The organism is Brevibacterium samyangense (assembly GCF_039529845.1).
Lineage (GTDB): Bacteria > Actinomycetota > Actinomycetes > Actinomycetales > Brevibacteriaceae > Brevibacterium > Brevibacterium samyangense.
Window position 1 is genome coordinate 1 of the sequence record NZ_BAAANO010000003.1, and the last position, 13,480, is coordinate 13,480.

12 protein-coding genes are annotated in these 13,480 nt (G+C 68.9%); 4 read left to right on the top strand and 8 right to left on the bottom strand.

The window, feature by feature from the left end:
* Nucleotides 1–402 precede the first annotated feature (402 nt).
* Nucleotides 403–813: a VOC family protein gene (locus ABD172_RS01150; RefSeq protein WP_344306182.1), complete on the top strand. Its 411-nt coding sequence runs from the start codon at nt 403–405 to the stop codon at nt 811–813.
* A gap of 313 nt (nt 814–1,126) precedes the next feature.
* Here ABD172_RS01150 and ABD172_RS01155 read toward each other — a convergent pair whose 3' ends face one another.
* Nucleotides 1,127–2,323, bottom strand: coding sequence for an MFS transporter (locus ABD172_RS01155; RefSeq protein WP_344306186.1), 1,197 nt, complete (start codon nt 2,321–2,323; stop codon nt 1,127–1,129).
* A gap of 261 nt (nt 2,324–2,584) precedes the next feature.
* Nucleotides 2,585–3,814 (bottom strand): MFS transporter, encoded by a 1,230-nt coding sequence (locus ABD172_RS01160; RefSeq protein WP_344306188.1) that lies wholly within the window; start codon nt 3,812–3,814, stop codon nt 2,585–2,587.
* Between the two features lie 358 nt (nt 3,815–4,172).
* On the opposite strand from ABD172_RS01160, the gene ABD172_RS01165 reads away from it, so the two are divergent.
* On the top strand, nt 4,173–5,972 hold the full coding sequence (locus ABD172_RS01165; protein WP_344306191.1) for a DUF885 domain-containing protein: 1,800 nt from the start codon (nt 4,173–4,175) through the stop codon (nt 5,970–5,972).
* Nucleotides 5,969–7,750, top strand: a complete 1,782-nt coding sequence (locus ABD172_RS01170) for a DUF885 domain-containing protein (RefSeq protein WP_344306193.1) — start codon at nt 5,969–5,971, stop codon at nt 7,748–7,750. The genes ABD172_RS01165 and ABD172_RS01170 overlap by 4 nt, the downstream gene beginning before the upstream one ends.
* A 138-nt stretch (nt 7,751–7,888) precedes the next feature.
* Here the strand turns inward: ABD172_RS01170 and ABD172_RS01175 are convergent, their stop codons facing one another.
* The 5 genes from ABD172_RS01175 to ABD172_RS01195 form a co-directional block, all read right to left on the bottom strand.
* On the bottom strand, nt 7,889–9,076 hold the full coding sequence (locus ABD172_RS01175; protein WP_344306195.1) for an NAD(P)/FAD-dependent oxidoreductase: 1,188 nt from the start codon (nt 9,074–9,076) through the stop codon (nt 7,889–7,891).
* 12 nt (nt 9,077–9,088) lie between these two features.
* Entirely contained in the window at nt 9,089–9,745 is a 657-nt protein-coding gene (locus ABD172_RS01180) for an amino acid ABC transporter permease (protein ID WP_344306197.1), read from the bottom strand.
* On the bottom strand, nt 9,742–10,380 hold the full coding sequence (locus tag ABD172_RS01185) for an amino acid ABC transporter permease (protein WP_344306199.1): 639 nt from the start codon (nt 10,378–10,380) through the stop codon (nt 9,742–9,744). Before ABD172_RS01185 ends, ABD172_RS01180 begins: the two co-directional genes overlap by 4 nt.
* A 7-nt stretch (nt 10,381–10,387) precedes the next feature.
* Nucleotides 10,388–11,170, bottom strand: coding sequence for an amino acid ABC transporter ATP-binding protein (locus ABD172_RS01190; RefSeq protein WP_344306201.1), 783 nt, complete (start codon nt 11,168–11,170; stop codon nt 10,388–10,390).
* Between the two features lie 109 nt (nt 11,171–11,279).
* On the bottom strand, nt 11,280–12,122 hold the full coding sequence (locus tag ABD172_RS01195) for a substrate-binding periplasmic protein (protein ID WP_344306203.1): 843 nt from the start codon (nt 12,120–12,122) through the stop codon (nt 11,280–11,282).
* Nucleotides 12,123–12,386: 264 nt separating this feature from the next.
* Between ABD172_RS01195 and ABD172_RS01200 the strand changes: the two genes are divergently transcribed.
* Nucleotides 12,387–13,067, top strand: a complete 681-nt coding sequence (locus ABD172_RS01200) for a GntR family transcriptional regulator (protein WP_344306205.1) — start codon at nt 12,387–12,389, stop codon at nt 13,065–13,067.
* Nucleotides 13,068–13,224: 157 nt separating this feature from the next.
* On the opposite strand, the gene ABD172_RS01205 is transcribed toward ABD172_RS01200, so the two are convergent.
* On the bottom strand, nt 13,225–13,480 hold a 256-nt coding region (locus tag ABD172_RS01205), incomplete at its 5' end, for a hypothetical protein (RefSeq protein ID WP_344306207.1).

Genomic DNA, 13,480 nt, shown 5'->3' on the forward strand with positions numbered 1-13,480 from the left:
GCCTCGGCGGGCGCCGGCGGCGCGGTGTCCGGTGGTGTGGCCGGCACCGGCGCCGAGGCGCCCCGCCGGTTCGCCGCCCCCGCCCGGGCGGTCCGCCGCCGGCTCCCCTCCGCCTGGACGGCTCGCTGAGTTCGCGTTTCGCCGCGGTGACGGCGTCGAAGTAGCGATTGGATGCTGCGTTTCGCGAGTTTCCAGCATTCAATCGCGATCTCAACGCCGTGATCCGACGTGAATCGAGCCCTGAACAGCACATACTGGACAGCCCTCACAGCTCCGTTCACGGCGGTCCCACTCTCTTCACTGTCGCCGATCGTGCTCCTTTCCCCCGGTTTTCCGCACGATCGACGACACAGAACGAGCCGCGCGATCCGTGAGTGGATGCGTCTTCGAGGAGGAACCATCATGAACACCGCACCGGTGCCGTACGTGTTACTGCCGGGGACCGCCGCGGAGGCGCTCGGTTTCTATGCCGACGTGTTCGGCGGCGAGGTGTCCACACGTTCCTTCGCGGAGTTCGGTCGTGCCGACGGTCCGCCCGACGACGTCGCGCACGGGGTGCTGCGCGGTCCGGTCGACCTGTTCCTCGCGGATGCCGGATTCGACGAGGACGCGGTCGCACTCACCGGAGTGATGTTCTCTCTCCTGGGACGAGCGACTCCCGAGGTGACACGCACCTGGTTCGCTGCCCTCGCCTCGGGCGGTGGCCGCGTGGTGTCGGATCTCGCTGTGCGTCCCTGGGGCGCGGTCGACGGGACCGTTCGCGACCGTTTCGGCCTCTCGTGGTTACTGGGGTACGAGACCTCCGAGGGCTGATCCGCCGCGCAGCGGCCGTGCCCACTTCTCCCCGAGAAGTACGGAGACCCCGAAAACGTCCGCGCCGCCTGGGGACAAAACGGCGGTGGCCAATCCGGTGGTCGCTCAGCAGCCCGAAAAGTTCGCAGTCACCTAGAACGTCCGCGCCCTTTGAGTACGAAATCGCTGTCGTCGATCCGGTGACTTCCTGCTGCTCCGCATAGTACGGAAACCGCGAAAACGTCTGCGACCTCTGGGTACAGAACCGCTGCGGCCGGTTCGGTGACTCCCGGACGCCCCCCGAGACGATCGGACACCCGGCGCACCCACCCCCTCAGGTCGGGACGACCTCGCCGGAACGGAACGGCCCGCGCCCCTCGCGGCCGTGGATGAGCGTGTACGCGATGATCGAGAGGACGACGGCGAAGGTCGCACCGGCCCACATCGACTGGTACCCGAACTTCCCGAGGACCGTCCCGAGGATCACCGGACCGAGGCCGAACCCGATGTCCTGCATGAGGAAGTGCGAACTCGTCGCGACGCCGGTGCGGGCGGGACCGGCCAGGTTGATCGTGATGGCCTGGGCGCTCGACATGAGCGTGCCCCAGCCGGCTCCGGCGAGACCGCCGGCGACGACGAGCATCCACCCGGCGTCCGAGAACGTGATGAAGAGCATCGAGAGCACGAAGCACGCGTACAACGGGTACATGACGGCGTTGTCCCCGTGGCGGTCCTGGACCCTGCCGACGGTGAGGCGTGCGACGAGCGAGACGAGTGCGAAGGCGAGGAAGAAGAGCGGGCCGGCGTTCGCGTACCCCTCCTCCGCCGCGAAGTCCGCGAGGTACGTCATCACCGCGGAATACCCCGCACCGCCGAGCAGCATCGTCGTGCCGATCGAGATCCCGGACCGGTCGAGGACGCGGCGGGGATGGAACAACCGGAGGGAGAGCCGCTGCTTGGGACGGTTGTCGGGGATCCGGACGAACAACAGCCCGATGAACCCGATGAGCGTCACCGCGGTCGAGGCCGCGAAGAGCCACGGATACCCGGCGTCACGCACGAGTGTGATCGCGAGGAACGGTCCGAGTGCCGCCGCGAGCGTCGTCGAGGTCGAGAAGTAGCCCGTCCCCTCCGCGCGCCTCGCCGGCGGAATGATGTCCTGCACCGAGGCCATGAGCCCGGTGTGACCGATCCCGAAGAACACGCCGTGGAGGAACCTCACGAGGATGAGCAACCACATCGCGTCCGCGACCTGGTAGGCGAGAGTCGCGAGCACCGCGAGCCCCACACTGCCGAGCATGACCGCGTACCGGCTGCCCATGTCGAGCAGCGGACCGGCGACGAGGCGAGCGGCGAGACCTCCGACGACGAAGGCGCTCGAGGCGAATCCGGCGAGCGTCTCCGCGGCCCGGAAACGGTCGACCGCGTACCCGGCCATGGAGGTGATGAGGAGGTAGAAGGTGAAGGAGAAGAAGACGGCGACACCGAGGGCGACGATGAAGTCCTTGGACCACAGACGTCGTGCAGACACGGGAGGGGAACCGACCTTTCGGGTCTCGGGGGATCGAACGGGGCAGGCGTCGGCAGGGCGTGCGGGCAGGATGTCCGAGTGGGCAGGATGTCCGTGAGCGGTGTCGCGTCCTCCTGCCATTAGTAGCAGACCCGCGTGACGCGGGGGTGACCGGTCCGCCGAGGCGCCCCGCGCCTCGGGCCCGGAACGGCACCTCGGGCCCGGTCACCGGGGCCCCTGCTCCGCTACCCGCCCCGGGACCGCGGGCCCAGGCCGGGGCCGCTACAGCACCTCGCGCGTTCGACCCGCCGCGCCGCCACCCTGGAAGCGACCGTGGACGAGGACGTACAGCACCCCGGCGAGGACGACGATCCCGGCCGCGACCCGGTACATGCCCGCCATCCCGAAGGAATCGGAGACGAGGCCGAGGAGGATGGGGCCGAGCCCGAACCCGAGGTCGAGCATGAAGAAGAACGAGGACGTCGCGATCCCGGTCCGGGCCGGACCGGCCGCACGGACGGCGATCGCCTGGATCCCGGACATGAGTGTGCCCCAGCCGGTACCCGCGAGAAGTCCGGCGAGGACGATCGCGAACCAGCCGTGGGCGAACGACACGATGAGCAGCGACCCCGCGTACACGAGGAACAGGGGATAGATGACGACGTTGTCGCCACGTGCGTCCTGCACCTTCCCGAGGAAGACACGGCAGATCACGGTGGCGAGCGCGAAGACGAGGAAGAACACCGAGGCGGCGTTCGGCATCCCGAGGTCCGTCACGTATCCGGCGAGGAACGCCATGATCGACGAGTACGCGATCCCGCCGAGCGTCATGACGAGTCCCATCCGCACGCCGTCCTTGTCGAACAGGCCCCGCGGATTCAGTGCGGCGAAGGAGAACCGCTTCCGCTCGACCCTCGGCAGGCGCATGAGGAGGACGACGGCGAGCCCGAGTACCGCGAATACGGTGGCGACGAGGAAGAGTGCGTCGTATCCGGGTCCGTTGACGAGGACGACGGCCAGGAGTGGACCGAAGGCGGTCGCGAGCACGGTCGAGGTCATGAAGTACCCGGTTCCCTCGGCACGCCGGTTCGCGGGGATGAGTGACTGCACCGCGGCGGAGATCGTCGTGTGTGCGATGCCGTACGCGAGCCCGTGGAGAAGACGCAGGACGATGAGGAGCGTGACGCTCGGGACGAAGGCGTAGAGCGCGACGAGGACGACCGAGGCGATCGCTCCGATGAGCATCATCCGATAGCGCCCCACGACGTCCATGAGGGGGCCGACGAACATGCGGGCACCGAGCGCGCCGACGACGAAGCCCGTCGCGGCGAATCCGGAGACCGTGTCCGAGGCCGCGAACTCGTGGACCGCGAACCCTGCCATCGCGGTGACGAGCAGGTAGAAGATGAATGCGAGGAACGCCGCGAAACCGAAGGCGAGGACGAAGTCCTTCGTCCAGATCGCCTGCGGGGAACCGTCCCCACCATCGTGATCACCGGGTGAACGACGCACTGAGTACACAACCTCCAGAAGGATCGAACGAGGGTCCGGCGTGAACGCACGGGGCCGGTGTCGACGGCACGGGGCCGGGGGCCTGGCGGCGGCGTGGACGTCGGGGCGCAGGCGCGGGAATCGCAGGTGCGCAGCCATGAACTGTTCCGGGAAACAGCCATGAACTGTTCCGGGAAACAGCCGTGAACTGTTCCGGGAAACAGCCGTGAGCGGCCTCGGGGGAATCGCCGTGAACCACTCGGAACGACCGCCCCGATCGGCTTCGGGGAACAGCCACAAAAGGAGCAGTGCGTCCACCGCACTGCTCGTTCCCAGGGTAACACCGCGTGCGTCCGTGCCGCCGTCTAGAGTGAGGCGCATGACAGGACACTCCCCCTCCGTTCCCCTGACCGACCGCGTTCCCGGCACCGTCCCCACCCGCACTCCCAGCGCCATTCCCACCCGCGAACCCAGTGCCGTCGACGCCGTGGCGGAGGCCCATGCCCAAGGCCTGCTCGACCTCCACCCCTCGCTCCACGTGGAACTCGGTGTTCCCGGTATGGAGACCGAACTCGACGACCTCTCCCCCGCCGCCGCGGAGGCCGATCACGCGCTCCGCACCCGCACTCTCGCCGCCCTCGCGGAGGCGGAGGCGCAGGCGCGTGCCGCCGGCACTCTCGACGAGGTCGACGAGGTCACGCTCGACGTCATGCGTGAGCGCCTCGGGATCGAGAACGAGATGCACGACGCCGGACTCGACCGGGGTGTCCTCAACGTCATCGCCTCGCCCGTGCCGAACGTCCGGGACTTCTTCGACAACGTCCCGACGGCCACCGCGACCGACTGGGAGCACAACGCGGCGCGTCTGGGGAAGGTCGCACAGGCCTTCGCGGGGTACAAGGAGGACCTCGTCTCCGCCCGGGAACTCGGCCGGGTGCCGGCACTCCGGCAGGTCGAGAAGGTCGCCGCTCAGGCGGACCTCGCGGCTGCCGACGGTGGCCACTTCGACCGGTTCGTCGCCGGTGCCGGGGAGGCCGGCACCTCGGCGTCCCTCCAGGAGGAGCTGCGCTCCCGCGCCGCCGAGGCGAAGGCCGCCTTCGCGGACATCGCCGCCTTCCTGCGGACCGAGGTGGCACCGACCGCCCGCACCACGGACGCGGTGGGCCGTGACGAGTACGCCCTCCACAGCAGGTACTTCCTCGGCGCCGCGGTCGACCTCGAGGAGACGTACGCGTGGGGGCTCGAGGAGCTCGCCCGCATCGACGCCGAACAGCGGGCCACTGCGGAGAAGCTCTACCCCGGGGAGTTCTCGCCCGAGGAGGCCGTGTGGGGCGCGATGAAGAAGCTCGACGCGGACCCGGCCCGGAAGATCCACGGTCTGGACGGACTGCGCGCGTGGATCCAGGAGACCGCGGACACCGCGCTCGCGGCCGTGGACGGCGTACACTTCGACATCCCGGACGTCATGAGGACCGTCGAGGCGATGGTCCTGCCCAACGGCACCGGCGGCATCTACTACACCCCGCCGTCCTCGGACTTCTCCCGGCCCGGCCGCGTGTGGTGGTCCGTGCCCGCCGGCGTCGAGGAATTCACGACGTGGCAGGAGAGGACGACCGTCAACCACGAGGGTGTCCCCGGCCATCACCTGCAGTTCGGTGTCGCCGCGTACCTCCAGGGCACGCTCAACACGTGGCGCCGGAACATGTGCTGGGTGTCCGGTCACGGTGAGGGCTGGGCCCTCTACTCGGAGAAGTTCATGGCGGAGATCGGGCTCATGGACGAGCCGGGCGACTACATGGGCATGCTCGACTCGCAGCGGCTCCGGGCCTCCCGGGTCGCGCTCGACATCGGCGTGCACCTCGGTCTGCCGGCGCCCGAGTCGATCGGTGGTGGTACGTGGAACCCGGACAACGCCTGGCAGTTCCTCACGGACAACGTCGCGATGGACCGCAGCTTCCTCGCGTTCGAACTCGACCGGTACCTCGGATGGCCGGGACAAGCACCCTCGTACAAGATCGGTCAGCGCCTGTGGGAGGAGTCCCGGGAGACCGCGCGAGCCGCCGCGAAGGCCGCCGGGAAGGAGTTCTCCCTCAAGGACTTCCACATGCGCGCACTCTCACTCGGCTCGGTGGGCCTCAACACGCTCACGCGCGCTCTCGTCCGCGGGGCGCAGGCATGACGGGCGCAGCGCGCGACGGCGTGACGGGCACGGAGACGTCCGGCGGGACCGGGGCGGGACCGGACTCCGCGGCACCGCGCACGCCGTCCGCCGTGGATGCCGTCGCGGAGTCCTTCGTCTCCGGGCTGCTCGACTTCTCCCCCGCCCTCCACGTCCGGATGGGTGTCCCGGGGAAGGAGCGGGAACTCGACGACTTCTCCCCCGCCGCGATCGACGCCCGGGACGAACTCCTCGCCCGCACTCTCGCGGATCTCGACACCGCGGAGGACGCCGCGCGTGCCGACGGGACGCTCGACGCCGTCGACCTCGTCACGCTCGATGCGATGCGGGACAACCTCGGGATCGAACGGGAGATCCACGCTGCGGGGTACGACCTCGGCGTGCTCAATGTCATCCACTCCCCCTTCCAGGAGATCCGCGACCTCTTCGACCTCGTGCCGACCGCCTCGACGGAGGACTGGGAGAACAACGCCGCACGCCTCGACGGTGTCGGCGGTGCGCTCGCCGGGCACCGGGAGTCCCTCCTCGCCGCCCGAGGCGCGGGCCGCGTCCCGGCGCTCCGTCAGGTGACGAGGGTGGCCCAGCAGGCCCGACGGGCCGCGGAGACCGGTGGTCACTTCGACCGGTTCGTCGCGAAGGCGGAGGGGACCGTTGCGTCCACGTCCCTCGCCTCGGTGCTCGCGTCCGGGGCCGCCGCAGCCAGGCAGGCGTGTGCGGACTTCGCGGACTTCCTCGAGTCCGAACTCGCTCCGCACGCCCGCACCGAGGACGCCGTCGGCCGCGAGGAGTACGTGCTCCACAGCCGGAAGTTCCTCGGCGATGCGGTCGACCTCGAGGAGACCTACGCCTGGGGACTCGAACGGCTCGCGGCGATCGACGCCGAACAGCGGGAGATCGCGCACCGGCTCTATCCCGGCGAGTTCTCCGACGAGGACGCGGTATGGGGTGCGATGCGACGCCTCGACGAGGACCCCTCACGTACTCTCCACGGTCTCGCCGGGCTGCGCTCGTGGATGCAGGAGACAGCGGACTCCGCGATCACCGCGCTCCACGGCACCCACTTCGACATCCCGGAGCCGGTCCGCACGATCGAGGCGATGGTGCTGCCGAACGGTACCGGTGGGATCTACTACACGGGACCGTCCGGTGATTTCTCACGCCCCGGTCGGATGTGGTGGTCGGTGCCGGCCGGCGTCGAGCAGTTCACGACGTGGCAGGAACGCACGACGGTGAACCACGAGGGCGTGCCGGGGCACCACCTGCAGATCGGGTTCGCCACCTTCTTCCGGGCCGAGCTCAACTCCTGGCGTCGGACCTTCGCGGGGACCGCCGGGAACAAGGAGGGGTGGGCGCTCTACGCGGAGAAGCTCATGGCCGAACTCGGGTTCATGGACGAACCCGGTGACCGAATGGGCATGCTCGACTCGCAGCGCCTCCGGGCGGCGCGGGTGTGCCTCGACATCGGCGTGCACCTCGGCCTCGAGGCACCGACATCGCTCGGTGGTGGCACATGGAACGCGGACAAGGCGTGGCAGTTCCTCACGGACAACGTCGCCATGGACCGGAACTTCCTCGCGTTCGAGCTCGACCGGTACCTCGGATGGCCGGGCCAGGCACCCTCGTACGCGATCGGGCAGCGCCTGTGGGAGAACATCCGTGCCGGTCAGGAGGCCGCGGCGCGGGATGCAGGTCAGGAGTTCTCCCTCAAGGACTTCCACATGCGCGCGCTCCGCCTCGGCCCGACGGGCCTCGGCACGCTCCGCCGCGCTTTCGGCTGAGAAGCCGCCGGCTGCGGCCGCGCGGTCGACGGCAGCGGGTCACGGCAGCGTGACGGATCACTGCAGTACTGTGCCCCGGATATCAGGGTTCGAACTCTGATATCCGGGGCACAGTGTTGCTTTCGCGCGGGAGATCGCTCAGTTGCCGAGCACGAGGTCCGCGGTCCGCTCACCGGCCACGGCACCGAGGACGATCCCCCACATGCCCATGCCGGTACACACGTACCCGCGCAGACCCACACGCCGAAGTATCGGCCTACCGTCGGTCGACACCGGACGCGGTCCGACCCATTCGTCGGTCCGCCCCGCGAGGTCGACTCCCTCGACGTACGGCTCGAGCGTCCGCACGATGCCCTCGATGCGGTCGGGCACCATGGGGGCGTCCGGCGGCAGGAACTCCATGGTCCCGGCCACCCGGACCCCGTCCTGGTACGGCGTGAGGACGACCCGCTGCGCCGGCAGGTAGACGGGCCCTTCCGGCCGGTGTCCCTCGGCAACGGGAGCGGTGAAGGAGTACCCGCGACCACTCCCCTGGCCGGTGCGGGACTTCCGGCCCCAGACCGCCTCGAGGACGGCATCCGACCAGGCACCGGCGGCGACGACGACGGAATCCGTCGACCACACCTCGCCGGTTGTGTCGACGAGGCCGACCTTCCGGGAGCCCTCGTGACCGGCGATGATCCGGACGTTCTCGTAGATCTCGACGCCCGCCTCGCGCGCCACCCGGGCGAGGTCCGCGGTGTACGCACCGGGATCCATGAACGCCTGACCGCTGAGGACGAGTCCGTGCGTGACCCGCTCGGAGAAGTACGGCAGCCCGGCCGGGTCGATCCGGCGGCTTCCGATGTCGACGCCGGTGGCGCCCGTGACCTCGACCTCGTGTTCGAAAGCCCGGACGACGTCCTCGGAATCCGCACCGAGGTGATAATCCGCGCGGACGACCGGCTCCCGCACGCCGAGCTCGGCGAGGACGTCGTACGCGGCGAGCGCACGGCGGGTCCACGGCGCGGTGTCCGCGATCGCCGCGTCGAAGCGTTTCTGCGTCATGTGCGAGGCGAACTTCGCGAGGAACGCCACCGTGGACGGGGTGATCCGCGGGATGGACAGGGGTGCATTCTTGTCGGTGAAGGCGCTGATGCCGTGTTTCCAGGCGCCCGGTTCGGCCAGCGGGACCACGAGGCCGGGTGAGACCCAACCGGCGTTGCCCCAGCTCGCGCCACGACCGACGGCGCCGGCATCGAGAACCCTCACCTCCGCCCCACGGGTTCGCAGGTGCAGGGCGGTGGAGAGGCCGACGATGCCGGCGCCGATGATGGTGATGCGCATGGGGTCAGTCCATCACAGATGCTTCGCCATCCGCTTCTCGACGAGCACCGACAGCCACGAGGCCGGGATGCTCACGATCGCGTACAGCAGACCCGCCATGAGGAACATGAAGAGGTGCTGGAAGTTCTGCGAGGCCGCGGAGTACGTGATCGACATGAGCTCGCGGACGGTGACGTTGTACGCGAGCGAGGTCGACTGGAACGTGAGGATCGCGAATCCCATGAGGCCCGGCAGTGCGATCCGCCAGCCCTGCGGGAGGATCACGTACCGCATCGTGTCGAAATCGCTCATCCCGAGGGCCTGAGCCCCCTCGATCTCGCCCTGCGGCACGGCGGAGAAACCACCGCGGAGGTACTCGGCGCAGTACGCGCCGACCATGAAGGCGAGGGCGACCGCCGCCGAGAGGAACGCCGGCAGGGTGAGTCCGGCGTCGGGCAGGCCGAAGTACATGAAGTACAGGAGGACGAGCGCCGGGATGCCGCGCCCGATCTCGATGACGACGACCGCCACCACCCGGATCGGTGCGACCTTCGCACGCGCCGCGAATGCGAGCACCGTCGCGATCGGCAGTCCGAAGAGGAGCGCCACGAGGGTGAGAAGTGCGGAGACCCTGAGGCCGCCGAGGAGGGACGGCAGGGACTGTCCGAAGAGTTCGAGGAATCCGGTCATTTCGCCACCACCTCACTGAGCTTCCGGTCCGCGACCCGGGAGAGCAGGCCGACGGGCACACTGATGATCACGTACACGAGCCCGGCGAGGAGGAACACGGTGATCCCGTCCCCTCCGCCGCGGGCGACGTTGTTCGCCTGGAAGACGATCTCCGTGACACCGATCGTCGAGGCGATGGACGAGTCCTTGAGGAGTCCGATCCCGTAGGTCGTGTACCCCGGGATCGCCACCCGCCAGGCCTGTGGGGCGATGACCGAGGCCCAGGTGTGCGGGTCGGTCATGCCGAGTGCCCGGGAGGCCTCGAACTGCCCGGAGTTGACGGAGCCGACCGCGCCGCGGAACACCTCGGCGAGGTAGGCGGCGCTGATGACGGCGAGGCCGAGCACGGCAGCACCGAAGGAGGAGAGTTTCGAACCGGCGATCTCGATCCCGAAGTAGAGGATGAACAGCCAGACGATGATCGGCACACCCCGGACGATGTCGATGATCACGCGGGACACCGCACGCAGGGCCGCGAACGGTGAGAGGGACAGGGCCAACAACGGCAGTGCAAGCACGGTGCCGAACGCGAGGCTCACGACGGTGACGCCGAGCGTGAGCGGCACACCGGTGAGGACGGCGAGGAGAGCATCCATCACGCGCTCACCTCTGCAGCACGGCATGGAGGAACGACTGCGCCCGTTCGGACTGCGGGTCCTCCATGATCCGGTGCGGATCGCCCTGTTCGATGATCCTGCCGTCCGCCATGACGACGAGGTCGTCGGACACGTCGCGGGCGAACGCCATCTCGTGGGTGACGACGATCATCGTCATGCCCTCGGAGGCGAGCTCCTTCATCACCTCGAGGACCTCGACACCGACCTCGGGGTCGAGGGCGGAGGTGGGTTCGTCGAACAGCATCACCTGCGGGTCGAGGGCGAGGGCGCGGGCGATCGCGATGCGCTGCTGCTGACCGCCGGAGCACTTGTTCGGGTACGTCGACCCCTTGTCCCCCAGGCCCATGCGCTCGAGGAGTTCCTGGGCACGCGCCTCGGCCTCCGCCTTCGAGCGGCCGAAGATCCGTTGTTGCGGCAGAGCGATGTTCTTCATCACCGTCATGTGCGGGAACAGGTTGAAGTGCTGGAACACCATGCCCGCGGTCCGGCGCAGCGCGTACAGCTCGTTCTTCGAGAAACGCTTCTGCGCGTCGACGCGGTGTCCGCCGATCTCGATGGTGCCGGAGTCGGGGCGCTCGAGGTAGTTGAGACACCGCAGCACGGTGGACTTGCCGGCACCCGAGGGGCCGATCATCGCGGTGACGGTCCCCTCGAGGACCGTGAGGTTGACGTCCTCGAGGACGGTGTTGCGGCCGAAGGACTTGGCGAGGTTCCGCACCTCCACGGCCGGGGTGCGGCCGGGCAGGCGGTCCTGGGGATTCTCGATCACGAGAAGGTACTCCTTGTGGGAGGGGATGGTTCTGTCGGAAGGCCGCCCAACGCCCGAGGCGCCACGGCAGGCGTGCTGTCGTGGCGCCTCGGGTACGAAGGGCCGTGGATCAGGCGATGAGGCGGGGTTCCCCGACCTCGGCACCGGTGGCCGGCAGGCCGTATTCCTCGAGCTTCTCGGCGATGTAGCCCTCCTCGTGCCAGGTGGCGATCTGAGCGTTCACCGCCTCGTGGAAGTCGGCGGCATCGGGCGTCATGGGGAAGCCCACCTGTGCCGGTTCGACGGAGGACGCGACCCGGTCGTCCGACTGGACCGCGGTGACGGTGTAGTCCGTGCCCTCGAACGCCTGCGAGGCGGCGCCGAAGCTGTCGAGTCCGACGTCGATGCGGCCGGCCTCGAGGTCGTTCTTCATCTCGACGTTCGAGGGGTAGATCTGGAGATTGTCGGCGCCCATGACGTCCTGCATGTCCGGGACCCACAGGTAGCCGTCGACGGTGCCGACCTTCGCGGACTCGATGTCCGTGATGGTGCCCTGGCCCTCCTTCGAGATGATCGCCATCTCGTCGAGGAACACCGGATCGGACAGCTCGACCTCGGCGGCGCGCGCCTCGGTGCGGTAGTAGTCGCCGATGCCGATGTCCGCACGTCCCTGCTGGACGGTCGGCACGGTGTTCGCGTACGTGACGTCCTGGATCGTCACGGTGAGGCAGTTCGCCGCGGCGAAGTCCGAGATCATGTCGAACTCGAGGCCGGAGCCGCCGTCCGCCGGGGAGGAGTAGGGCGGGAACTCGGGGGCTGCGACGGTCAGGGTGCCCTCGGTGATCGTGGCGAACTCCGCGGCGGGGGTGCAGTCCTCTGCGACCTCTCCCGTTCCGGCACTGGCGGATTCGCACCCGGCGAGGGTGAGGCCGGCGAGTACAACGGCGCCGGACACGGCGAACAGCTTCTTCATTTCTGTCTCCTGGTTGACGGATGCGGCACGGACACACCCGGAACGCCGGCGGAGAACCACGTCCTCCACGCGTGCGCACCACGTGTAAGCTGCATCACTATTGGGTTATCGATAACCCTTTACCAAGAGCGTGTGTGCGTCAAATCACAGTCGATCCGCCGACGGAATCGTGACCTTCTCGTCACACGACGGACACACTCGGCGCCTGACCGTAGAATTCTCCGGGGCGTCCTTGCCTCCCTTCCGCCGATCCCCGAGGAGACCGTGACCCCGTTCGCCGCCGGCCTCACCGCCCAGCGCTCGACACTGCGCCAGGAGGCACTCGCCCTCGTCAAGCACGCACTCCTCGCCGGCGAGTTCAAACCCGGACGGGTGTTGTCGGCCAATGCGATCGCGACGGAACTCGGGGTGTCCAACAGTCCGGTCCGCGAAGCACTCATGGACCTCGTCGGGCAGGGCCTCCTCGAGGTCGTGAAGAACCGCGGGTTCCGCGTCAGGGAGAACACCGAGGACGACCGCAGGGAGATCCACGAGATGCGCTCGATCCTCGAGGTCTCGGCGATGCAACGCCTCGCCCGCCGCGGACTCACCGCCGAGGAATCGGCGCGCGCACGAGAGCTCTGCGAGGGAAGCCTCGCCCCCGATCGGGTCGACGGCCGTACGAACACCGTGGCGTACCTCGACGCCGACCACGAGATGCACGTCTACCTCGTCGGCCTGCTCGGGAACAGCCGGCTCACGGCCATGGTCGAACGACTGCGTGATCAGACGCGCGTCGGAGGCGCACTCGTCGACCTTCCACGCGAACAGGTGACCTGGTACAGCTCCGAGCACGCCGCGCTCATCGACGCGATCGAGGCACGGGACGAAACGACGGTCGGTCGGCTCATGCAGCGGCACCTCGACGCGGTGCACGAACACGTCGCGGACGACCCGACGGACTGACACGCACCGGGCGTCGCCGATCACGTGCACACACGCCCTCACTCGCTCTCTCGGGCACACGAAAATCCGGAAGACACAGCTCCCGGGAGCTGTGTCTTCCGGATTTCCGCGTGCCTCACGCACGGGCCGTCGGAACCCGGCGCCCACCCCGGCGAGGTCAGTACTCCGCGAGATCCCGGCGTAGGTCCGTCGCGATCGTGAGTGCACGCTCCGTCACGACTGGGTCCGCCCCGTACTCCGGCAGGCAGTCGGTGAGCAGCACCACGAGCTGGTCCGCGAGCACCCGGTCGCCGAAGTCGGGGACCGGACGGCCCGCGGCGGCGAGGTCCGAGAGCGCGGTGAGGGCGCCTCGGACGTGGTCCCGCGCCCCTGATTCGAAAGCCGCCGGACTCAATCCGATGACCCGGATACGC

Coding starts and splice junctions, on each gene's coding strand:
- ABD172_RS01150 (WP_344306182.1), top strand. CDS start 403: ATGAACACCGCACCGGTGCCGTACGTGTTACTGCCGGGGACCGCCGCG.
- ABD172_RS01165 (WP_344306191.1), top strand. CDS start 4,173: ATGACAGGACACTCCCCCTCCGTTCCCCTGACCGACCGCGTTCCCGGC.
- ABD172_RS01170 (WP_344306193.1), top strand. CDS start 5,969: ATGACGGGCGCAGCGCGCGACGGCGTGACGGGCACGGAGACGTCCGGC.
- ABD172_RS01175 (WP_344306195.1), bottom strand. CDS start 9,076: ATGCGCATCACCATCATCGGCGCCGGCATCGTCGGCCTCTCCACCGCC.
- ABD172_RS01180 (WP_344306197.1), bottom strand. CDS start 9,745: ATGACCGGATTCCTCGAACTCTTCGGACAGTCCCTGCCGTCCCTCCTC.
- ABD172_RS01185 (WP_344306199.1), bottom strand. CDS start 10,380: ATGGATGCTCTCCTCGCCGTCCTCACCGGTGTGCCGCTCACGCTCGGC.
- ABD172_RS01195 (WP_344306203.1), bottom strand. CDS start 12,122: ATGAAGAAGCTGTTCGCCGTGTCCGGCGCCGTTGTACTCGCCGGCCTC.